Annotated in this window: 16 protein-coding genes; all 16 read left to right on the top strand. The window is 70.1% G+C overall.

The genetic code is table 11. From position 1 onward, the window contains the following. The first annotated feature begins 123 nt into the window (after window positions 1–123). The 16 genes from AC07Q9_RS31340 (at window position 124) to AC07Q9_RS31265 (ending at window position 23,173) form a co-directional block, all read left to right on the top strand. Entirely contained in the window at window positions 124–2,046 is a 1,923-nt protein-coding gene (locus AC07Q9_RS31340; RefSeq protein ID WP_495312932.1) for a protein kinase domain-containing protein, read from the top strand. A 61-nt stretch (window positions 2,047–2,107) separates the two neighbouring features. Then, complete coding sequence (gene mltA, locus AC07Q9_RS31335; RefSeq protein WP_495312931.1) at window positions 2,108–3,691, top strand: murein transglycosylase A; 1,584 nt, start codon at window positions 2,108–2,110, stop codon at window positions 3,689–3,691. Between the two features lie 29 nt (window positions 3,692–3,720). After that, window positions 3,721–4,470 (top strand): hypothetical protein, encoded by a 750-nt coding sequence (locus AC07Q9_RS31330; RefSeq protein WP_070063873.1) that lies wholly within the window; start codon window positions 3,721–3,723, stop codon window positions 4,468–4,470. Window positions 4,471–4,497: 27 nt separating this feature from the next. Next, entirely contained in the window at window positions 4,498–5,625 is a 1,128-nt protein-coding gene (locus tag AC07Q9_RS31325; protein ID WP_495312930.1) for a hypothetical protein, read from the top strand. 128 nt (window positions 5,626–5,753) lie between these two features. After that, entirely contained in the window at window positions 5,754–7,766 is a 2,013-nt protein-coding gene (locus tag AC07Q9_RS31320; RefSeq protein ID WP_495312929.1) for a caspase family protein, read from the top strand. A 30-nt stretch (window positions 7,767–7,796) separates the two neighbouring features. Further along, on the top strand, window positions 7,797–8,342 hold the full coding sequence (locus AC07Q9_RS31315; protein ID WP_495312928.1) for a type VI secretion system tube protein Hcp: 546 nt from the start codon (window positions 7,797–7,799) through the stop codon (window positions 8,340–8,342). A gap of 22 nt (window positions 8,343–8,364) precedes the next feature. Next, complete coding sequence (locus AC07Q9_RS31310; protein WP_495312927.1) at window positions 8,365–9,195, top strand: type VI secretion system accessory protein TagJ; 831 nt, start codon at window positions 8,365–8,367, stop codon at window positions 9,193–9,195. Further along, window positions 9,188–9,712, top strand: a complete 525-nt coding sequence (gene tssE / locus AC07Q9_RS31305) for a type VI secretion system baseplate subunit TssE (RefSeq protein ID WP_492683710.1) — start codon at window positions 9,188–9,190, stop codon at window positions 9,710–9,712. Before AC07Q9_RS31310 ends, tssE begins: the two co-directional genes overlap by 8 nt. Window positions 9,713–9,721: 9 nt before the next feature. Beyond that, window positions 9,722–11,614: a type VI secretion system baseplate subunit TssF gene (tssF, locus tag AC07Q9_RS31300; RefSeq protein ID WP_495312926.1), complete on the top strand. Its 1,893-nt coding sequence runs from the start codon at window positions 9,722–9,724 to the stop codon at window positions 11,612–11,614. Next, on the top strand, window positions 11,590–12,699 hold the full coding sequence (gene tssG, locus AC07Q9_RS31295; RefSeq protein ID WP_495312925.1) for a type VI secretion system baseplate subunit TssG: 1,110 nt from the start codon (window positions 11,590–11,592) through the stop codon (window positions 12,697–12,699). Before tssF ends, tssG begins: the two co-directional genes overlap by 25 nt. A 19-nt stretch (window positions 12,700–12,718) precedes the next feature. Beyond that, window positions 12,719–15,412 (top strand): type VI secretion system ATPase TssH, encoded by a 2,694-nt coding sequence (gene tssH / locus AC07Q9_RS31290; protein WP_159273679.1) that lies wholly within the window; start codon window positions 12,719–12,721, stop codon window positions 15,410–15,412. A gap of 44 nt (window positions 15,413–15,456) precedes the next feature. Next, entirely contained in the window at window positions 15,457–18,384 is a 2,928-nt protein-coding gene (locus tag AC07Q9_RS31285) for a type VI secretion system Vgr family protein (protein WP_495312924.1), read from the top strand. Further along, complete coding sequence (locus tag AC07Q9_RS31280) at window positions 18,384–21,014, top strand: DUF2169 family type VI secretion system accessory protein (RefSeq protein ID WP_495312923.1); 2,631 nt, start codon at window positions 18,384–18,386, stop codon at window positions 21,012–21,014. The genes AC07Q9_RS31285 and AC07Q9_RS31280 overlap by 1 nt, the downstream gene beginning before the upstream one ends. After that, on the top strand, window positions 21,011–22,060 hold the full coding sequence (locus tag AC07Q9_RS31275) for a pentapeptide repeat-containing protein (RefSeq protein ID WP_495312922.1): 1,050 nt from the start codon (window positions 21,011–21,013) through the stop codon (window positions 22,058–22,060). The genes AC07Q9_RS31280 and AC07Q9_RS31275 overlap by 4 nt, the downstream gene beginning before the upstream one ends. Window positions 22,061–22,112: 52 nt before the next feature. Continuing rightward, the gene (locus AC07Q9_RS31270; protein WP_495312921.1) at window positions 22,113–22,748 is read left to right on the top strand and encodes a DUF3540 domain-containing protein; all 636 of its coding nucleotides are present in this window, start codon (window positions 22,113–22,115) and stop codon (window positions 22,746–22,748) included. 29 nt (window positions 22,749–22,777) lie between these two features. Continuing rightward, window positions 22,778–23,173, top strand: a complete 396-nt coding sequence (locus AC07Q9_RS31265) for a DUF4150 domain-containing protein (protein ID WP_099794832.1) — start codon at window positions 22,778–22,780, stop codon at window positions 23,171–23,173. The last annotated feature ends 33 nt before the right edge of the window (window positions 23,174–23,206 follow it).

The following is a 23,206-nucleotide window of genomic DNA, read 5'->3' as shown; positions in this document are numbered from 1 at the left end:
AGGGTCGCCTTTCTTTTGCCTACGTTTCTTTGGCGAAGCAAAGAAAAGTAGGTCGCCTGCCGGGGCGAGACCCGGCCCCGGAAAGCAACCTCACAACGCAGTCCAAATAACAGGAGCCAGTCGATGACCGACTCCAACACCACCCCACCGGAAGACGACCGCACCCGAGTCGTCTCACGCACTCCCACAACCGAAGCTGACACAGGCGGAGCCACCGTCATCACCGCCGGCGGCTTCACCACAGCCTCAGGCACCCCCGTCACCAGCCCAGCAACCGCAACCCACGACGCAGGCCTCCTCCCCGTAGGCAGCCGCCTCGCCGAATTCGAAGTCACCCGAGTCGTAGGCCAAGGCGGCTTCGGCGTCGTCTACGAGGCCTGGGACCACACGCTGGAGCGCGTAGTAGCCATCAAGGAATACCTCCCCACCTCGCTCTCCACAAGACAGCAAGACGGCACCGTAGTCCCCTTGTCAGAAAGACACAGAGAAACCTTCGACCTCGGCATGCGCAGCTTCATCAACGAAGCCCGCCTCCTCGCCCAGTTCGACCACCCCTCGCTCCTCAAGGTCTACCGCTTCTGGCAAGAAAAGGGCACCACCTACATGGTCATGCCCTTCTACAAGGGCGACACCTTGCGAGAGGCACTCGTAGCGATCCCCGCAGGCGTCGACGAAGCCTGGCTCACCCGCATCATGGACGGCGTCACGCAAGCCCTCGCCGTGATGCACAACGCCCACTGCTACCACCGCGACATCGCCCCCGACAACATCATCCTGCTCGAAGGCTCCGGCCGCCCCGTGGTGCTCGACTTCGGTGCCGCGCGCCGCGTGATCACCGACAAGACGCAGGCGATCACCGTCATCCTCAAGCCCGGCTACGCGCCCATCGAGCAGTACGCCGAGATGCCCGACATGTCGCAGGGCGCATGGACCGACGTCTACGCGCTCGCCGCCGTGATGCACGTCGCCGTGTGCGGCCGGGCACCGCCGCCCTCGGTGGCGCGGCTGCTGTCCGACAGCTACGTGCCGCTGGCGGGCAACGACATCCTGCGCCAGCGCTACAGCGACCGGCTGCTCGCGGCGATCGATGCGGGCCTGGGCGTGCGGCCCGAGGCACGGCCGCAATCGATGGCGGAGCTGCGCGCGGCATTGGGTCTCGAGGTCGGCCACAGCATCGCGCCCACGCCGCGCACCGTGCCGCCGTCGGGCGCACGAAGCAAAAGTCAGTCGGGTGCCGATGCACCGACTGTGATCGGCACGGCCCACATGCCGAAGCCCATCGCCGTCAAGGCACCTGTCGCGAACAACAACAGCAAGGGCAGCGGCGGCAGCAACAAGGCCGTCCTCGGCGCCGTCGTCGCCGCCGTGCTGGTCGTCGCAGCGGGCGGTGGCTGGTGGTTCCTCGGCCGCTCGGGCAGCGAAGGCGATGCCGGCAAAACGGCGCAAACCGCCACGCCCGCACCGCCCCCCGACACCCCCACCCAGGTCGCCGAGGCCCCACCGCCGCCGCCACCCCCGCCGCCTCCCAAGCCACGCACCCCCGCCGAATCCCTGCAATCGCTCGCGGCAGGCGCCGCCCCGGGCTTCGAAGTCACGGCCACGCCGAAGAAGGCCGAGGTCGCCATCGGCAAGGACAAGCTGGCCTTCGAGGTGCGCAGCAAGCGCGACGGTTTCGTCTACGTGTTCCTGCTGTCCAGCGGCGGCGAGATGTTCCTGCTGTTCCCGAACCTGCTCGACAAGTACAACAAGATCACCGCCAACGCCGCGCTGGCGCTGCCGCGCGCCTCCTGGCCGATGGACGCCGGCGGGCCGGCCGGCACCAACCAGTTCGCGGTGCTCGTGAGCGAGCACGAGCGCGACTTCGGCGCCTCGGGCGTGCAGAACGAAGGCGTGTTCCCGCAGTTCCCGCTGCCGGTGCTCGCGGCACTCGAAGCCACGCGCGGCACCGGGCCGTCGCCGCTGTTGGGCAAACCGGTGTGCGCGCCGGGCGCCCCGCCGTGCAACGACGTCTATGGCGTCGCGAATTTCAAAATCGTCGAGAAGTAATCGTCTGTAGAGCGTCGGCCGCTTTCGGCCCCCATTCCACGACCACGACCAGGAGACTTTCATGCACACGTCACCGTCGCCGCACTTCGCGCTCCCCCTTTGCCGAACGGCCGCCGTGGTCGCGCTGGTGCTGCTGGCCGCCTGCGCCAACACGCCGCCGTCTGCCACGGGCACAGCCGCCACGCCGACCGCCACGACCGACCCCGCGACCGCACCGGCCCGTCCCACCGGCGGCAGCGTGGCCGGGCAGGCGCGCACCTTCTCGACCCAGCTCGCCACCTACACCTCGGTCGGCTTCGACGCCGTGCCGGGCTGGGCGCGCGACGACTTCTCGGAAAGCTGGCCGGCGTTTCTCGGCAGCTGCAAGGTGCTCAACGGCCGCGGCGCCGAGTGGAAGGACGTGTGCGACCGCGCACTGAAGGTCGACGGCAAGAGCACGCAGGCCATTCGCGGTTTCTTCGAGAGCGAGTTCTCGGCCTATCAGATCCGCGACGACGACCGCAAGCCCGACGGCGTGGTCACCGGCTACTTCGAGCCGGAGATCGCGGGCAGCCGCACCTACGTCGCGCCGTTCATCTACCCGGTCTACGGCCAGCCCGAGGACATGCTGTTCGTCGATGCGCGCAAGCTCCCGGCCGGCAGCGCCACGGTGGCCGCGAAGGTCGAGGGCCGCAACGTGATCGTGCAAAGCGGCCTGAGCACGCGCGACATGGGCGCACCGGGCCTGTACGCGCTCGACCTGTCTGCCATCACCCGCGACACGCTCGACCGCAAGGTGCGCCTGCGCATCGACGGCAAGCGCCTGCTGCCGTACTACACGCGCGAAGAGATCGAGACCAAGGGCGCGCCCAATGCCAAGGTGCTGGCCTTCGTGAGCAGCGCCACCGCGCTGTATGAGATGCAGATCCAGGGTTCGGGCCGCATCAAGCTGCCCAGCGGCGAAGTCGTGCGCGTGGCCTACGCCGAGCAGAACGGCCAGCCCTTCCGCCCGACCATCGCGCAGGCCGCCAACGGCAAGCCGCGCAGCGCCGTGAAGGTGCGCGGCGGCTCGCTCGAGCTGACGCTGGACGACGGCGATGACGAAGACACGGGCGCCATCGACAACAGCGTGATCCGCACGCGCGGCTTCACGCTGGCGCGGCCCACGGCCAGCGGCGCGGTGGTGGTGCCGGGCCGTCGCACGGCCGGCGCGGTGACCGGCTCCGGCATCAAGGACCCGAGCTACGTGTTCTTCAAGGAATCGACCTCGCCCGCGGGCGGTCCGGTGGGCGCCTTCGGCGTGCCGCTGTCGGCCGGCCGCTCGATCGCGGTCGATCCGCGCAGCACACCGCTGGGCTACCCGGTGTTCGTGTCGACGCGCACGCCCGGCAGCGGCGCGCCCATGCAGCGCCTGACCATCGCGCAGGACACCGGCGGCGCCATCCGCGGCGCGGTGCGGGCCGACTACTTCTTCGGCAACGGCCAGCAGGCGGCGACCAACGCGCGCCGCATGAAGGAGCGCGGGCAGCTGTGGATCCTGCTGCCACGCGGCTTGGCCGTGGCGCAGGCAGCGGTGTCGGGTGCGATCCGCACGCGCGGTGGGCCGGCCGGCGCCAATCTCCCGCAGTGCCTCGTGCCCTCGGAAGGCGTCTGCGTCGACGACTGATCCCGCTTCTTTCGACCCCTTGGCCCTTCATGCAGGAAACCCTCTCGTCCGCGGAAAGCTCTGAACTCGTCCGCCTCTGGCGGCGCCGGCAGACGCTGTCCTCGGACGACATGGGCACCATGTACCGCATCGTGGGCGAGGCGCTCGTGGCCTGCAACCCGCCCGAGCTGCAGGTGCTGGGCGAGGGGCGGCAGGAGCTGGTGGCGCAGTTCATCTACGTGAAGGTGCTGCGGCTCGACGCCGACCCCGACGAGTCGGAAGAGCGCGCCGGCCACAGCGCGCCGTCCACCGCCTTCGCGCTGTGCGCGTACTTCCGCCGCTACCTCATCGACTGCACGCGCGCCAGTTCGTTTCGCCGCAAGGTCTCCATCGGCGACCAGATCACCGAGGCCCAGCTCGAAGACGAACTCGGGCCCGGCGAAGACCTCGACGGTTGCCTGGCCGAGCACGGCCTCAGCGCGCAGGCCGTGCAGCTGGCGGCGCGCGCCTTCATCGCCGGGCTGCCCGAGCCCGAGCGCATCCTGCTGTGCGAGGGCTTCGGGCAGGAGGCCGAGGGAGGGTTGTCGGGTGTGGCCTCGCGCCACGCCATCGCCTCGTACCACTACCGCGCCGGCCGGCTGGGCCTCGTGCACAAGCGCGAAGGGCTGGGCGCCGGCTATGCGCAGACCCGCATCGGCAGCTGGATCGGCCAGACCCTGGGCATCGCGATCGAGGCCGACAACATGGCGGCGATCCTGCAGGTTTTCAAAATCCTCGGGGCTGAAGCGTCTTATGTCTGAAGACATAGCCATTCAGGAACAGACGCCATGACCACCGACCTCTGGCCCCCGCTCAGCGTGATCCGCCATGCGTTCGAAACCGGCGCGCCGCCCGGTGATGCCGCGCCGGACGTTGCCACCGTCGCAATGCCGCACGGCAGCGGCGCGGGCACGCCCGTAACGTCGGACCTGCTGCTCCCCTTGACCGAATTGGCCCGGCGCCGCGAGGCTGTCGCCCGGCGCGCCTTCACCGCGCGCTGGGCGCCGGGCCGCCTCGTGAGCGTGGTGCACGACGGGCGCCTGCTCGGCGTGCTGCTCGACCGCTGCATCCACGGCGACCTCTGGCAGGGCTGGATGGCCGCCGGTGAGCCCGACTGGGCCTCCGACTTCGACGTGCTGCTGGAGCCCGACGACGAGCCCTTCGAGCCGATGTTCGGCGTGGTCCAGGCCTGGAACATGCTCACGCTCGAACCCAGCCCGCAGCTGGCCGCGCGCGTGCTCGGCGAGGTGTCGGCCACGCGGCTGGCCGCGATCCGCGCGGTGCACGACGAATGGGCCGCGCACGCGGCGTCCGCCATTGCACCGGAGCCGGGGCGCATTGCGCTGCGCGCCGTGGGCGGTGCGTTCTCGGTGCTGTCGGGCACGCCGCTCGGCCCGCAAGACCCGCGCACCGATTACCAGGCGCTGTACCGCGATGCGGGGTTGCAACTCGGCCGCGCGCTGGCGCAGCCGCAGGACGACACCCCCGCCGCACCGTCGCCATCGCCCGCCCGGCCGCAGCCGCGGCCCGAGGACGGCTGGTGGGGCAGCATCCGTCGCTGGTTCGGCGCCGAAGGGTGGGTGCGCCCGGCGTTTGCTGCGGTGGCGCTGTTCGCGGTGATCCAGAACGTGGGGCTCATCGGTGGGCGCAGCACTGCGGAAGAGGACGAGGTGCGTTTTCGCGCGGTGCCCACGGCGCCGGTTGTGGCGCAGGCGAACCTGGTCGTGCGCTGGAACGAGGGCGTTCGCATCGACGAGGCCGATCGCCTGCTGCGCACGATGTCGGCCGAAGTGGTCGGCGGGCCGGGTGCCAACGGCGTCTGGCGGCTGCGCGTGGCCGATCCGGTGGGCGGCCTGTCGGTGCTCGCGTCGTCGCCCTTGGTTGCGTCGGCCGGGCCGGCTTCGGAACAGCCATGACGCGTGCCGCGCTGCCCCCGTCTGTCTCCCTCCCCTTCCGGGGGAGGGCAGGGGTGGGGGCAAGCGGCGTATCCATCGGGCGCTCTGCCTGCCCCCATCCCAGCCTTCCCCCGGAAGGGGAAGGAGCAATGCAGGGGTACTTTCTGCGAGCGTTGCTGATGGCGTTGCTGCTCATCTGCACCAGCACCGCCTTCGCCACCCCACGCGCCCTGCTCGTCGGCGTCTCCGAACTCGTCAACCAGCCCCAAACCCTGTGGCTGCAGGCGCCGCGCAACGACGTCACGCTGATGCGCGACGCACTCCTCAAGCAGGGCTTCGCCGCCACCGACATCGCCGTGCTGGCCGACGGCGTGCCCGGTGCCGCACTGCCCGAGGCGCAGGCCATCCACGCCGCGCTCGGCCGCCTGCTCGCGCAATCGAAGAGCGGCGACTTCGTGCTGCTGTACTTCTCCGGCCACGGCACGCGCTGGCGCGACACCACCAAGCGCTATCAGGAGCCCGACGGCCTGGCCGAAAACTTTCTTGCGCGCGATGTGCGCGGTGCCATCGGGGCCGACAGCGCACTTGCAGGCGGCGTGCGCGATGTCGACTTCGACGCCTGGGTGCAGGCCTTCCTCGCACGCGACGTGTTCGTGTGGTCGGTGTTCGACACCTGCGCCGCCACCTCGATGACGCGCGGCGCCGCAGCCGCCGCCGTGCCCGCCACCGCCGAAGGCCCGCCCGACGACGAGGTGCGCTGGCGCGGCCTGCGCGCCGCGCAGCTGCGCGCAGGCCCGCCACCGGCCGCCGCATCGCCCGCGACACCGCCCGCCGTCGCCCGCGTGGCGCGCGCCCGCTATGTCGCCTTCTACGCCTCCGAAAGCCACCAGATCACGCCCGAGCTGCGCCTGCCGCGCCAGAGCCGCGCGGCGCGCCCGCAGGGCCTCCTGACCTGGGCCGTGGCCGGCGCGCTGGAGCGCAAGCCCGCCACCTGGCGCGCGCTGTTCGACGGCGTGCTCGCGCTCTATCCGCCGGTGATCGACGAACTCGCCCAGCGCTTCCCCACGCGCGAGCTGCCCTCGCCGGTGGCCGAGGGCAACCTCGACGGCCGGCTGTTCGCCAACAGCGTGGCCGCGGCCTCGACGCAGCCGGTCTGGCGCGCGCAGCGCAGCGGCGACACGCTCACCGTGCCCGCCGGCCAGATCGACGGCCTGCAGCCGCGCCAGGCGCTGCGCGTGCTGGCCACGCGCGAGGACGGCACCGTGCGCAGCGCGCAGGCTGCACTGGCGCAGGCCGAATTCGACAGCGCGCGCCTGCCGGTGCCCGAAGCGCTGCGGGCCCTGTCGGGCGCGGCGACCTGGAGCGTCTCGCCGCTCGCACCGCCGCCCGCGATCGCGCTGCGCGTGCGCAGCGACAGCGGCCAGCCGCCACCGCGCCTGAACCTCGACTACCCGGCCTCGGTGCTCGCGGCCGACGCAGACAGCACCGCCGACGTGCGCTGGACCGACCTGGGCACCGGCGGCCAGCGCCTCGAGCTGCTCGCGCCGTCGCTCGGTGGCAACGCCGTTGGCCGCGCCGAGCTGCTGCCCGACAGCACCGCCGTGCAGCGGCGCCTCGAGGCGCTGGCCCGGCTCAAGTGGTGGAACCAGCTGCAGGCACTGGGTGCGGGCGCTGACGACACGCCGTTCGACGGCTTCGACGCCGTGCTCGAAATCTGGAACGGCGACCGCTTGGTGCGCAGCGAACCCGCGCGCCGCGCCGCCGGCCCGGCGCTGGCGCTGCGCCCCGGCGAGCGCGCGGCGCTGCAGGTGCGCAACACCAGCGGCCACTCGGTCGATCTCGTGGTGGCCGGGCTCGATGCGCAGGGCGGCCTGCGCGCCGTGTACCCCGACGACCCCGGCGACAGCAACCGCTTCGAGCGCGGCACGCGCGAGGCGCCCGCGGCCAAGCGCTTCGATCTGCCCTGGTTCGCCGGCGCGGGTGCGCGCCTGTATGTGTTTGCCATGCCTGCCACGCCGCAGAGCGCACCGCGCCTGTTCGGCTCGGGCGTGGCCGAATCGCCGATGGCCGAGCTGCGGTTGCGCGGCCAGCCGAATCCTCAGAAGCGGCCGTTGTTCGCCGCCATGGTGTCCTGGTCGGCCGGGGACGCGCCCGTGCGCTGATGACCGGAATTTTTTCTCAAGGAGATTGCAATGAGTCTGTCCGCTGAAGGCATCCTGGACCCCGACGAGCTGCTGCGCATGCTCGACCTGCTCGCGGGCGAGACCGCCAACGACTTCATGATGTCGATCGACAGCCGCGGCACCAAGGTCAAGGGCGAGTCGGAGCGCGGCATCGAGTTCATCGACATCGGCGGCTACTGCCACCAGATGGAAGTGGCTGCGCCGCCCGGTTCCACCAAGGGCAAGGTGCGCATCTTCCCGCTGGTGGTGGTGCGCGAGTGCGACGCCGCCACCGCCTCCATCTCGAGCCTGCTCGCGAGCCAGGAAGACAAGCTCGAGGTGTCGATCTTCGTCTACCGTGCCAGCGGCGACCACATGGTGGCCGACCCCTTCCTCGAGATCGTGCTGACCGATGCGCGCGTGATCAGCCAGGCCATCCTTACCGGCGGGCATCCGCGCCAGCCGCGCGAGGTCACGGTGTTCGCGGGTCGCAAGGTCGAGATCAAGTCGGCCGCGCAGCAGCACTCCGGCCTGCGCGGCGCGGTGCGCACCGCCACCATCACCGCCACCCAGTGACGACCTTCACGGAGCCCTCACCATGACCACCGCTTCCGCCGCGCTGCTCCAGTCCGCCGACCCGGCCGGCGCCCTCCAGGCCCTGAGCGACGAGGTGCGCGCCAAGCCCGCCGACGCCAAATTGCGCGTCTTCATGGCGCAGCTGCTGTGCGTGCTCGGGCAGTGGGAGCGCGCGCTCAACCAGCTCAACGTCGCGGCCGAGCTCGACGCGCTCGCCGTGCCCATGAAGCAGGTGTACGGCGAGGCCGTGCGCTGCGAAGGCCTGCGCGCCGAGGTGTTTGCCGGCACGCGCACGCCGATGATCTTCGGCCAGCCCGACGAATGGCTGGCACTGCTCATCGAATCGCTGCTGCGGCAAGGCCGCGGCGAGAGCGGGCTGGCCGAAGACCTGCGCCAGCGCGCCTTCGACGGCGCACCCGCCATCGCCGGCTCGATCGACGGCGCGCCCTTCGAATGGCTGGCCGATGCCGACATGCGCCTGGGCCCCGTGCTCGAGGCCTTCGTCAACGGCAAGTACTACTGGATTCCCTACGCGCGGCTGGCGCACATCAAGATCGAGCCGCCCGAAGACCTGCGCGACTGCGTCTGGATGCCCGCGCACCTGCAGTTCGAGAACGGCGGCGAAACGCTGGCGCTCATTCCCACGCGCTACGAAGGCACCGAGGCGCAGGACGACGGCGCGCTGCGCCTGGCACGCAAGACCGACTGGCGCGAGCTGCGCCCCGAGGTCTGGGCCGGCTACGGCCAACGCGTGCTCGGCAGCGATGCCGGCGAGTACGCGCTGATGGACGTGCGCGAGATCCTGTTCACGCCCGCCGCCGAAGGCGGCGAAGAAAGCAGCGGCGGTGGCTGATGCCAATGCGCCTGCCGCGCAGGAGCGGCTGCAGCCCTCGCTGCTCGACCGGCTCGTCGACCATGCGCCCGACGAGAAGCGCGAGGGCGACGACAAGCGCACGCTGACCAAGCAGGCGCTGCGCCAGGCCGTGCTGCGCGACCTGAGCTGGCTGTTCAACGCCACCGGTTTCGGCCTGCAGATGGACGACCGCCAGTACCCCAACGCCGCGCGCTCCGTCATCAATTACGGATTGCCTATGCTGTCTGGCCAGTTCACCTCGTCGGTGCAGCGTGTCAGCATGGAACAGGCTTTGAAGAACGCAATCCTGCAGTTCGAGCCACGCATCCTGTCCCGCACTCTCGAAGTGGAACTCGTCATGGAAGGCTCGGCATTGGACTCCCACAACAGCATCGGCCTGCAGATCCGCGGCATGCTCTGGGCGCAACCCGTGCCGCTGGAGTTCCTGATGCGCAGCCGTGTTGATCTGGAAGAAGGCCGCATCGAGATCGAGGACGTGAGCCAAAGCCCGAGATAAGTCCCCCGCATGGACCCCCGGCTTCTCACCCTGTATGAACAGGAACTGCGCTACTTCCGCGAAAGCGCCTCCGAGTTCGCGCGCGCCTTTCCGAAGATCGCGCACCGCCTGGGCATCGAAGGGCAGGAGGTCGCCGACCCGTATGTCGAGCGGCTGATCGAAGCCACGGCCTTCCTGTCGGCGCGCGTCAACCTCAAGCTCGATGCCGAGTACCCGCGCTTCACCGGGCACCTGCTCGACATCGTCTACCCGAACTTCCTGGCGCCCACGCCCGCGATGGCCGTGGTGAGTTTTGCGCCCTACCCCGACGACGCCAACCTGGCCATCGGCCCCACGCTGCCGCGCGGCAGCGGCCTGCGCGCACGCCAGGCCGTGGGCCAGAACACGCACTGCGAGTTCCGCACCGCGAGCGCGCTGCGCCTGTGGCCTATCGAAGTGCAGCGCGCGCAGTACTTCACCTACGCGCCCGACCTGCCGCTGGGCACGCACCCGCAGGCGCGCAGCATCCGCGGCGGCCTGCGCATCGGCCTGCGCGCCACGGCGGGGCTGAACTTCAGCCAGCTCGCGCTCGACGACCTGGTGCTGCACTTCGGCGGCAGCGAAGACGTGGCGTGGCAGCTGCACGAGTGCGCGCTCGGCCAGCCCGTGGGTGTGATGGTGCGTCCGCTCGCGCCTTCGGGCGCGCTGCAGGGCGAGGCGCGCAGCCTGCCGCCGTCGGCGATCCAGGCCGTGGGCTTCGAGGACGACGAGGCGCTGCTGCCCGTCACCGCCACCGGCTTCTCGGGCTTCCGGCTGCTGCAGGAGTACTTCGCCTTTGCGCCGCGCTTCCAGTTCGCGCGCATCGCGGGCCTGCAGCCGCTGCTCGCCGCCATGCCGGTGACCGACATCGAGATCGTGCTGCTGTTCTCGCGCGGCGATGCGGCGCTCGAAAAGCTGGTCGGCACCGACAACGTGCAGCTGCACTGCGTGCCGGCCGTCAACCTGTTCAGCCGGCGCCTGGACCGCGTGCCGCTGACCGAAGGCGTGAGCCAGTTCCACCTGCTGCCCGACCGCACGCGACCGCAGGACTTCGAGGTGCACACCGTCACCGAGGTCATCGGCCACGGCGCGCCGGGCACCGACAGCGCGGCGGTCGAGCAGGCGTTTCGCCCGTTCTACTCGGCCTTCCACGGCGCGCGTCACAACCACCCGGCCTACTTCACGACCACGCGCGAGCCGCGCATGCTGTCGGTGCGCCAGCGCACCGAAGGGCATCGCAGCAGCCACATCGGCTCCGAGGTCTACCTGCAGATCGTCGATCCGCAGCAGGCGCCGTACCCGGCCGCGCTGCGCCAGCTCGCGGTGACGGCGCTGTGCACCAACCGCGACCTGCCGCTGCTGCTGCCGATGGGGCGCGACAACGATTTCGACTGCGTCGAGTCCTTCCCCGTGCAGCGCGCGCGCATGGTGCGCGGACCCTCGCGCCCGGTGTCGCCGGTCGTGAGCCAGGGGCTGGGCTGGCGCGTCATCGACCACCTGGCACTCAACTACCTCTCGCTGTCCGACAGCACGCCCGAGCAGGGCGCGGCGGCACTGCGCGAGACGCTGATGCTCTATGCCGTGCATGCCGACGAGATGCGCCAGGGCCAGGTGCGCGGGCTCTTGTCGGTCAAGAGCCAGCCGGTGGCGCGCCGCCTGCCGATGAAAGGGCCGATCGCCTTCGGGCGCGGGCTCGAGGTGACGCTCGAGGTCGACAAGGACGCCTTCCACGGCCACAGCGTGTTCCTGTTCGGCGCCGTGCTCGCGCGCTACCTGTCGCGGCATGTCGAGGTGAACCATTTCGTCGAGACCGTGCTGCGCCTGTCGGGCAAGGGCGAGCTGATGCGCTGGAGGCCGCTGTGCGGGACGCGCCAGATCCTGTAGCGCGCGTCCATCCGGCGGCCCCCGATGTCGGTGCGCGCGCGCGTGTCGATGCCGCGGTGCAGGCCTGGTCGAGCGATCCCTGGGCGTACGACTACTTCGCGGTGATGCGCCGGCTGGAGTCGATTGCGAAGACCACGCCGCGCTGGGGGCGCGCGCTGCTGCCCAGTGCCGAACCGGTGCGCGTGGGGCAGGAGCCGTCGCTCTCGTTCGCGCCCGCCAGCTTCAGCCGCTTCGAGCGCGCGACCGAGGCCTCGCCGCCGCGCCTGCGCCAGCACTTCTTCGGCTACATCGGCCCCAACGGTCCGCTGCCGGTGCACCTGAGCGACTTCATCCGCGAGCGCAGCCTGAACCACGGCGACCCGACCTGGCTGGCCTTTCTCGACAGCTTTTCGCACCGCTTCTCGCTGCACTTCTACCGCGCGTGGGCGCAGGCGCGCCCTGCCGTCGCGCTCGACCGGCCGGGCGAAGACCGCTTCCGCCTGCAGGTCGGAGCGCTGGTCGGCATCGGCACGCCGGGGCGCATCGGGCGCGACGAGATCCATGACGACGCGCGGCTGCACTTCTCGGGCTGGCTCGCGCGCCGTGTGCACAACGTGGAGGGCGTGGCGTCGGTGCTGTGCAGCTACTTCGGCGTGCCGGTGACGCTGGAGCGCTGGGTCGGCCACTGGATGCGCGTGCCCACGGACGAGGTCACGCGGCTGGGGCAGGGCGAGAGCTCACGCGCGATGGGCATGGGCGCGATGCTCGGCACGCGCGCCTGGGACCGCCAGCACCGCGTGCGGCTGCACCTGGGGCCGCTCACGCTCGACCAGTACCGCATGTTCCTGCCCATCGGACCGGCACGCCCCGTGCTGCAGCGCTGGATGCAGCAGCTGCTGGGCGACGAACTCGAATGGGACGCCGAGCTGGTGCTCGAGAAGGCCCAGGTGCCGCCCACCCGGCTCGGCCAGCGCGAGGGCAACGCGCCGCGCCTGGGCTGGGCCTCGTGGCTCGGCACGACACCCCGCGCGCGCGACGCGGCCGACGTGCGCATTGCGCGCCGTTCGGCCCCGGCGTTTCAAACCACCCCCTCGCCAATCGTCTAGATGAGATACGGAGTCCTCCATGAGTGAAATCAGCCGCACCGCCCTCTTCGGCAAACTCAACTCGCTGGCCTACAAGGCCATCGAGGGCGCCACCGTCTTCTGCAAGATGCGAGGCAACCCGTACGTGGAGCTGGAGCACTGGTTCGCCCAGCTGCTGCAGGCACAGGACTCCGACCTGCACCGCGTGATCCAGCACTACGGCCTCGACGTGTCGGTGATCGCGAAAGACATGACGGCCGCGCTCGACCGCTTGCCGCGCGGCGCCACCGCCATCAGCGATTTCTCGCCGCACATCGAGAACGCCATCGAGCGCGCCTGGACCTACGCCACGCTGCAGTTCGGCGAGGCGCAGGTGCGCACCGGCTACATCCTGGTCGGCATGCTCAAGACGCAGAGCCTGCGCAACCCGCTGTTCGGCTTGTCGAAGCAGTTCGAGAAGATCAAGGTCGAAGACCTGGCCGACAACTTCCCCAAGATTTGCGACGCCTCGCCCGAAGCGCAGATGCGCGCCCAGGACGGCACCGGCATGGGCAGCGGTGCACCCGGCGAAGACTCGGGCGCGATGGCGCCGGCCGCCATGGGCAAGGGCGATGCCCTCAAGAAATTTGCTGTCGACCTCACGGAGAAAGCCAAGAAGGGAGAGATGGATCCGGTGACCGGGCGGGACGAGGAAATCCGCCAGATCGTCGACATCCTCATGCGCCGCCGCCAGAACAACCCGCTGCTGACGGGTGAGGCGGGTGTGGGCAAGACCGCGGTGGTGGAAGGCTTCGCGCAGCGCCTGGCGCGCGGCGACGTGCCTCCGCAGCTGAAGGACGTGAAGCTGCTCACGCTCGACATCGGCCTCTTGCAGGCCGGCGCGAGCATGAAGGGCGAGTTCGAGCAGCGCCTGCGCCAGGTGATCGACGAGGTGCAGAGCTCGCCCACACCGATCATCCTGTTCATCGACGAGATCCACACGCTGGTCGGCGCTGGCGGCGCGGCCGGCACCGGCGACGCGGCCAACCTGCTCAAGCCGGCGCTGGCGCGCGGCAACCTGCGCACCATCGGCGCCACCACCTGGGCCGAGTACAAGAAGTACATCGAGAAAGACCCGGCGCTCACGCGGCGCTTCCAGGTCGTGCAGGTGCCAGAGCCCGACGAGACCAAGGCGATCCTCATGCTGCGCGGCGTGGCCAGCGTGCTCGAGAAGCACCACCGCGTGCAGCTGCTCGACGAGGCGATCGAGGCGGCCGTGAAGCTCTCGCACCGCTACATTCCCGCGCGCCAGCTGCCCGACAAGGCCGTGAGCCTGCTCGACACGGCCTGCGCGCGCGTGGCCGTGTCGCAGCATGCGACGCCGCCCGAGGTGGAAGACTGCATGCGCCGCATCGAGGGCCTCACGGTCGAGCAGGAGATCATCGGCCGCGAAGAAGCCATCGGCATCGACGTGACCAAGCGCGCCGCGCTCGTGGCCACGCTGCTGGCCGAATCGAAGGTGCAGCTCGAGGCGCTGAATGCGCGCTGGCAGGAAGAGAAGGGGCTGGTCGATCGTTTGCTCGAACTGCGCAGCAAGCTGCGCGCGGGCAACAAGCCGGTCGACGAGCCGGCGGCCGGTGAAGCTGCCGCCGAGGCCGGCCCCGACCGCGCCACGCTGCTCGCCGAGCTGCACGAACTGCAGACGAAGATCCATGCGGTGCAGGGCGAGTCGCCGCTCATCCTGCCCTCGGTCGACGAACAGGCCGTGGCCTCGGTGGTCGCCGACTGGACCGGCATTCCCGTCGGCCGCATGGTCAAGAACGAAGTCGAAGCGGTGCTCAAGCTGGCCGACACGCTCAACCAGCGCGTCATCGGCCAGAAGCACGGCCTGGAGATGATCGCGCGCCGCATCCAGACCTCGCGCGCGCGCCTGGACAACCCGCAGAAACCCATCGGCGTCTTCATGCTCTGCGGCACCTCGGGCGTGGGCAAGACCGAGACCGCATTGGCGCTGGCCGAGGCCCTGTACGGCGGTGAGCAGAACATCATCACCATCAACATGAGCGAGTTCCAGGAGGCGCACACCGTCTCCACGCTCAAGGGTGCGCCTCCGGGCTACGTGGGCTACGGCGAGGGCGGCATCCTGACCGAGGCGGTGCGTCGCCGCCCCTACAGCGTGGTGCTGCTCGACGAAGTGGAGAAGGCCCACCCCGACGTGCACGAGATCTTCTTCCAGGTCTTCGACAAGGGCTGGATGGAAGACGGCGAGGGCCGCATGATCGATTTCAAGAACACGATCATCCTGCTGACCACCAACGCGGGCAGCGAGCTCGTGATGAGCATGTGCCGCGACCCCGAACTGCTGCCCGATTCGAATGCGCTGGCCGATGCGCTGAAGGCGCCGCTCATGAAGGTGTTCCCGCCCGCGCTCTTGGGCCGCATCGTCACCATTCCCTACTACCCGCTGTCGCCCGAGATGATGAAGAAGATCGTGCGGCTGCAGCTGGGCCGCATCAAGAAGCGCGTGGAGACCAACCACGGCGTGCCCTTCGAATACACCGAGGCGGTGATCGAGCAGGTCGTCGCGCGCTGCCAGGACCCGGAGTCGGGCGGGCGCGTGATCGACGCGATCCTCACCAACACCGTGCTGCCCACGATTTCCGTCGAGTACCTGCAACGCCTGGCCTCGGGCGGCGAGATCCGCCGCGTGGCGCTCGACGTGAAGGACGCGGACTTCACCTACGCGTTCGACTGACGGGCGCCCCGACGACCGGACGCCCCAACCTCCAGAGACACAAGATGGCCGACCTCGAGTTCCGCATCGACAGCGATTCCCCCGCCAACGACGACCTGAAGTTCTGGCGCATCGTGGGGCACGAGGGACTGGCGCGGCCGTCGAGCTACGAGCTCACGGTGCTGTCGGCGCGCGAGGACATCTCGGCCAGCGACATCCTCGGGCGGGCCTTCGACGTGGTGATCGAGTTCTTCGATGCCGACGAGGGCAAGCACGAACGCCATGCCAAGGGCCATGCCGTGCGCTTCACGCGCATGGCGCAGATCGGGCGCTACTTCGAGTACCGCATCAGCCTGCGCTCGTGGTTCTGGCTGCTCACCAAGCGCATCAACTCGCGCATCCTGCAGGACAAGCCGGTGCTCGAGGTGCTCGACGCGGTGTTCGAGGACAGCCCCATCACGAGCATCAAGAAGACCAACGTCGACGGCGTGATCGCCACCCACGACCCGCGCCGCTATTGCGTGCAGTTCCAGGAAAGCGACTTCAGCTTTCTCTCGCGCATCCTGGAAGACGAAGGCATTTACTACTGGTTCGACGCGCACGACACGCCCGGCACCATGTGCCTGTCCGATGCGAGCGACATGGCGCACGCCGCGCTGCCGGTGTCCGGCGTGATGCGCTTCATGCCCAAGGGCGCGGGCGAGGCGCGCTTCAACGAGTTCGAGCAGTGGGTCAGTGCGCGCCAGTTCCAGTCGGGCACCTACGCCTCGCGCGACACCGACTACAAGGCGATCAACCGGGTGCTCAAGCCGACCGCGACGGTGGCCGACGACCACGAGCTCTCCAGCCTCGAGGTCTTCGAGTACCCCGGTGGGTACTTCAAGCCGAAGGAATCCGACGTGGTCGTTCCGCGCCGCGCCGACGAGATGATGGCGCGCCGCCAACTGCATTGGGCGATCACGCATTGGCCCGACGTCACGGCCGGGCGCAGCTTCACGCTCGAGGGCGACCCCGACGGCACGCGCAACGGCGACTACCTGATCGGCGGCTGCATCTTCGCCGTGACCCATCCGGGCTACGAAGGCCTGGGCCAGGAGGCCGCCTCGCAGCCCGTCGAAGAGGTGCTGCGCGAGGCCATCGCGGCCGACGCGGTGAATGTCGACTGCCTGGCGCCGCTGGTCGAGATGATCCGCAGCACGCCGGCGCTGCGCAGCGCCACGCGCGGCACCGGCACCTTCCTGATCACGGCGCTGCCGGCCAAGACCTCGTTCCGCCCGCCGCGGCTCACGCCGCGCGTGACCATGCCGGGCCCGCAGAGTGCCATCGTGGTCGGCGGCAAGGGCAAGGAGCACGACGTGGACGAGATGGGCCGCGTGATGGTGCACTTCCACTGGGACCGCTACGACCAGCGCGACGACAAGTCGACCTGCCGCATCCGCGTCTCGCAGCCCTGGGCCGGCAAGGGCTGGGGCGGCTACTTCGCGCCGCGCATCCACCAGGAGGTGATCGTCGACTTCATGAACGGCGACCCCGACCGGCCGATCATCGTGGGGCGGGTCTACAACGACGACCAGCCGATCCCGTACAAGTCGGCCACGCAGAGCGGCTTCAAGACGCGCTCCACGCCGGGCGGCGGCAACGCGAACTACAACGAGATCATGTTCGAGGACAAGAAGGGCGAGGAGCTGGTCAACATCCACGCCGAGCGCAACATGTCCCGTTCCGTGGAGGTGGACGACTCGACCACCGTGGGCCACGACCAGAGCATCACGGTGGACAACGACCGCACGGTCCACACCATCGGCAACGAGAAGCGCGAGGTCGACAAGGACCAGCGCAACATCATTCACCAGCACCAGCACACCAACGTGACCTGGTGCCAGTACAACCACATCGGCCAGCACCAGCAGAACATCGTCGGCGACAAGGGGCAGTTCAACCAGATCGCCGGCAAGGTCGACATGATCATCGGCCAGACGCTGAACACCAACGTCACGGGCGCCATGACGCAGTACTCGGCTTCGCTGGCGCTCACCTCGGGCCCGGTGACCATGGCGGTGGGCACGCTGGGCATCGGGGCCTCGGGCAACATCAGCGTCGCCTCGGCCGCCGACCGCAAGGACACCAGCGGCGGCAGCCACATGATCGCCGCCACCTCGGGCATCAAGATCGTGAGCGCGGGCGACGTCGACCTGATGTCGTACGCAAACATCAACCAGACCTCGACCGGCTCCAACACGACCGTGCTCGGCTCGAACAGCAGCGGCTACCTGGGCATGTCGAACGAAGCCAACATGGGCCTGGCGACCAGCACCTTCCTGGGCCTGCAGATGGGCAACTTCATGGGCGCCTCGATCGACAACGCCCTGGCCATCAGCATGGAGAACTGCGCGGGCCTGCGCATGGGCAACATCGGCGCGCTCGACCTGAGCCTGTCGGCCTTCGACATCGACTCGACCGGCATCAAGGTCGTGAACCCCGGCGCCGGCGGCGGCGCCGCGGCGGGCGCGATGGTGGCGGTGTCGGCGCTGGCCGGGCTGGGCGCCGCGGCCATGGGGGTCTCCGGCGTCGCCGCCACGCTGCAGCAATACGCCGACGCGGCCAAGGCGCTGCGCGACACGGCGGCCGAACTCGACGACATGCCGGTGCTGCAAAGCAAGTTGAACGAGATGGCGTCGGCGGCCGATCGCCGGCTCGCGCAGGGCCGGGCCGGCGCGGGCGCGGCCATCGGTGCCGTGGTCGGCGGCGCTGCCTTGGGACCGGGCGGCGTGCTGATCGGCGCAGGCATCGGAGCGGCCGCCGGCGATGCCGTGTTGCCGGCCACCGTCGCAACGCCACCGGGCCCGCCGGCCCCGCACGAGGCGCCCCGGGCGGCGCCCACGCAGCCGACGCCGCCGACCGCGCCACCTGCACCCGGCCCGTCGGGTGGCGGGTCAGGAAGTGGCGGATCAGGCGGCGGATCAGGATCGGGCGGCGGATCGGGAGGCGGCTGATGCAGGTCTACAAGCCGCTGTCGCTGGGGCTGCTCAGTCGCGCGGTCGAGTACCGCAAGCGCTTCGGCCTGTGCCTGAGCGGCTTCCTGCACGTGCCTTTCGAGCAGGGCGACCGCGGGCGCATCTGGGGCGAGCAATCGCTGTGGAATTTCGTGGCCGGCGAGATGGCGGTGCCGATGCTCGACGAGGGCATTGCCAAGCTCACGCCGGAATTCCTGGTGCACGGCCATGCGTACCCGGGGCCCGAGGCCACGCAGGGCTGCGCGGTGCGCGTGCGCCTGGGCGGCACCGAGAAAACCATCCTGGCTTTTGCCGACCGCTACTGGGACGGCGACGCGCCCAAGGCCGTGCCGCCTGCCGCGGTCGAGCCGATTCCGCTGACCTGGGACAAGGCCTACGGCGGCCCCGACTACCCGCTCAATGCGGTGGGCGCGGGACGCGTGGAGACCCAGGGGCGGCGCTGGCTGCCCAACCTGGAGCTGCCGCGTTCGCGCGTGCTCACGCCGCGCTCCGAAGTCATTCCCGCCGGCTTCGGCCCGCTCGACACCGTGCACCCGCAGCGCGTGGCCTACCGCGGCACCTACGACGAGACCTACCTCCAGGCGCATTCGCCCGGCTTTGCGCCGGACCTCGACTGGAAGCATTTCAACCTCGCCCCCAGCGACCAGTGGCTGGCCGCGCCGCTGAAGGGCGACGAGCCTTTTGCGCTGGACAACCTGCATCCCACGCAAAGTCGCATCGAAGGCCGGCTGCCTGCGCTGCGCGTGCGGATGTTCGTCAACTACAACCTCGCCGGCGGCAAGGGCGCGCCACCGCAGCAGAAGCTGCGCGAAGTGCCGATGCGCCTCACGACCGTCTGGTTCTTTCCGCATGCGCAACGCATGGCGCTGGTCTTCCACGGCATGGCTGAATGCGCGGAGGACGACGGCTCCGACATCGCCGCCGTGCTCGGCGGCGTGGAGCGCCTGGGCGAAGCGAAGGACGACGCCCACTACGTGGACGTGCTCGCGCGCCGCAGCGACCCGGTGGACGGCGGCATCGAGGCCTTGAACGACACCGACCTGCTGCCCGACGGCATCGACATGACCGATCCGTCGAGCGAGCAGGTCCAGGAGGCCTTCCAGATGGACGGCCTGCAAGGCGACGCGCAGCGCCGCCGTGCCGAGATGGAAATCCAGCTCGCCCGCGAAGCCGCCGCCGCGCAGGGCAAGGACCCCGATGCGCTCGGCCTGCAGCTGCCGCCGCCGGAAAAAACGCCGCCCCTGGCCGAACTGCCGGCCTACATCAAGGCCAAGCGCGAGGAAGCGCGGGTGCAGCAGTGGGCCGGCGTCGAGCGCATCGTCGACGAGCTGAAGCGCGCCATGGACCTGGAAGACGCGGGCAAGGTCGACCTGAAGAAGCTCGCGCATCGCGGACCGCCGCGCTACAACGCCGACCTGCACATGGCCGAGCTGATGGCCCAGCGCAGCCAGGGCGCCGTGTTCGATGCTGCCGTGGTCGAGCGCAAGCTGGGCCAGCGCGAAGCAGCGGAACGCGCCGCCTACCTGCAAAGCGCCCATCTGCAGCCGCCCGCATATCCGCTGCAAGGCCAGGCCGCCATCGACGGCCGCACGCAGCTCAAATGGATGCTCGAACACGGGCTGCGCAACCTGCCGGGCATCGATCTCACGGGCGCCGACCTGTCGGCCCTCGACCTGCGCGACGTGAACTTCACCGACGCCTGGCTCGAAAGCGCCAACCTGCAAGGCGCCAACGTGTCGGGCGCCTGCTTTGCGCGGGCGGTGCTGGCACATGCGAAGCTCGACCAGGCCGTGGCCATCGGCACCGACTTCACGGCGGCCAACCTCGGGCGCGTCACCTTGGCCGGGGCCGTGCTGGACGATGCCACGCTGGCCGGCACGATGCTCAGCGGCTGCGACCTGGCGGCCACGCAGCTGCGCGGCGCGCGCATCGCGGGGGCGCATCTGCTCGACACCACCTGGGGCGTGGCGGACTGGAGCCGCGTGCAGGGCGCGCAGTCGCTTTTCTACAAGCTGAAGCTGCAGGGGTTGCAGCTCACCGAGGCCGATCTCTCGGGCAGCAACTTCATCGAGTGCGACCTGGGCGGCATCGACCTGCGCGGCGCGCGGCTGGGCGCCGCCACGTTCCTGCAATGCAACCTGGCCGGCGCGCGGCTCGAAGGCGCGCAGCTCGACGGCGTCGTGTTCGCCAAGGCCTGCTCGCTCGCGGGCGCCGACCTGTCGCAGGCCAGCCTGAAGAACGCCAACCTGGCCGAGGTCGACCTGCGTGGTGCCAAGCTGGTCAAGGCGCAGCTCACGGGCGCGCACCTGTCGCTGGCCCAGCTGGACGGCTGCGACGCGCGGCTGGCGAACCTCGAAGGCGCGCTGCTGCGCCGCACCGGACTGTCCCGCGCGCGGCTGGCGGGCGCCAGCTTCAAGGACGCCGTGCTGCAGCATGCCGACCTGCGCAGCGCCGACCTGCGCCAGGCCAACCTGTTCGGCGCCGACCTGTCGCGCACCAGGCTCGACGGCGACGTGCGCTTCGACGGCGCCCTGCTCGAGCGCGTGCGCACCTGGCCGCGCCTGTCGCCGGACCAGCAGGCGCAGTACGCCGCGGAGCGACCGCTGTGAAAGCCGAGACGCTCTCCTTTGCCCTGAGCATGGGCGAACCGGTCGACGGCCTGAACCTGCGCAAGGGCCAGTTCGCGCGCACCTTCCTGGGCGGCGGCGTGTTCACCCAGGCCGACCTGCAGGACGCGGATTTCCGCGAGTCGGACCTGCGCGAGAGCGTGTTCGACCAGTGCACGCTCGACGGCGCGATGTTCAGCGGCGCCAACCTGCGCCGCGCCGTGTTCAACCGCTGCAAGCTCGACCACGCGGACTTTCGCGGCGCGAACCTGCACAACGCCACCTTCAGCGAATGCGCGCTCGCGCATGCCCAGCTGGGGCAGGCCTGGCTCGGCATGGCGACGGTGTCGCGCTGCAAGCTCGACCACGCCAGCCTGGCCGGCGCCGACCTCGAGGCGGCGACGTTCACCGAGACGTCTCTGCTCGACGTGAACGCCGACGACACCCACTGGAAGCACACGACGGTGCTGCAGTGCGACTTCGCGCAGCTGACCTGGGCGCGCGCCCGCATGACGCGCAGTGCCTTCATCCAGAGTGCGATGCCCGGCCGCTCCTTCGTGGGGCTGGTGCTCGACGGCTGCCAGTTTTCCTCGGCGGACCTGAGCGGCGCGGACTTCTCCGGCACATCGATCCAGCAATGCAACTTCCAGGGTGCGCGGGTCGGCGGCGCCAATTTCTCGCGCGCCAGCGGAAGCCACGTGCTGTTCTGCGAGGCGCAGGGCGCGCAGGCGAACTTCAGCGGCGCGAAGCTGCGGCAGTCGTTGTTCACGGCGGGCCAGTTCCAGGGTGCGCGCTTCGACGAGGCCGACCTGTACCAGTGCCACTTCGCGAAGGCGCAACTGGCGGGCGCGAGCATGACCGGGGCCGAGCTGACCTACGCCGATTTCCGCCACGCCGACCTGAGCGGCGCCGACCTGCGCCAGGCCACCTTGCTGCGCGCCTGCCTGCACGGCGCCGCCACCGACAACGCCCGCATGACGGACCGCGCCCGCGCGCTCGAAACCGATCCCGAACTGGCCAAGGCCGAACGCTGGGCCGTGGTCGGCTGAAGGCCACGCCGCACCGCTCGCCCGCACCTCACATGCTCCCAGGAGATCCTCCATGACACACAGCAACAGCACCGCCGCGATGCCCCGCAAGCGCACGGTCGACCTCGGCGGGCCGACGATGGCCCAGCACTGCGTCGGCCTGGTCGTCGCCAGCGACGAGGGCGGCTTCACCATCGCCAGCGGTTCGCAGCGCGTGCGCGGCCGGCGCGCCGTCAGTTGCCTGCTCGAGCCCTGCATTGGCGACACCGTGGCTGGCCTTCTGGTGGCGCCCGACGAGCTGTGGGTGGTGGCCGTGCTGCAGCGCGAAGACGACGTGGAGAACGTGCTGCGCTGCCAGGGGCCGACGCGGCTGGAGGTCGAGGGCGGTGCGCTCACGCTGGCCGCCGAGCACTTCGCGTTGCGCGCGCAGACGGCCCGGTTCGCCGTGGACGACACGCAATGGGTCGGGAAGAAGCTGCACTTCATCGGCAGCACCATCAAGCTCGTGGGCTCGGTGTTCTCGACGGTCTTCGAACGGGTGGCGCACTTCAGCAAGAGCCATGTGCGCACCACCGAGGGCATCGACCGCGTGCAGGCGACGCACCTCGAATGCGAGGCCCAGCAGCTGGCGCGCATCTCCGGCCAGCACCTGCTGCTGAACGGGCAGGACCTCGTGAAGGCGCGCGGCGGCCAGATCCATTTCGGCTGAACCGCATCTCACCGCAACCGGAGTCCCACATGTTCGCCAACTGCCAGATGATGGGCACCGACATGGGCTTTCCCGATGTCTGCATCACGCCGGCCGCGCCATCGCCCATTCCCGTGCCGTACCCCAACATCGCGATGGGGCCGATGGCGATTCCCAACTGCCCGACCATCCTGCTCATGGGCATGCCGGCGCACAACCTGGGCACCACCATTCCGATGACCAACGGCGACAACGCCGGCGTCATGATGGGCGTGGCCTCGGGCACGGTGATGGGGCCGAGCCGTCACCTGACGGCCGCCTTCACCGTGCTCTTTTGCGGCATGCCGGCCACGCGCCTGACCAGCGTCTCGCTGCAGAACAGCACCAACTGTCCCGGTGTGCGCGTCGTGCCGAGCCAGGCGCTGGTGCTGCTGCTGGCGCCATAGAAGTCTCGTGCATCGACGACTGGACCCGGACCG

The sequence above is a fragment of the Variovorax sp. GW821-FHT09A10 genome (assembly GCF_059418385.1).
Note: the sequence above shows the minus strand (reverse complement) of the source record. Positions and strands in the feature narration are given on the sequence as shown.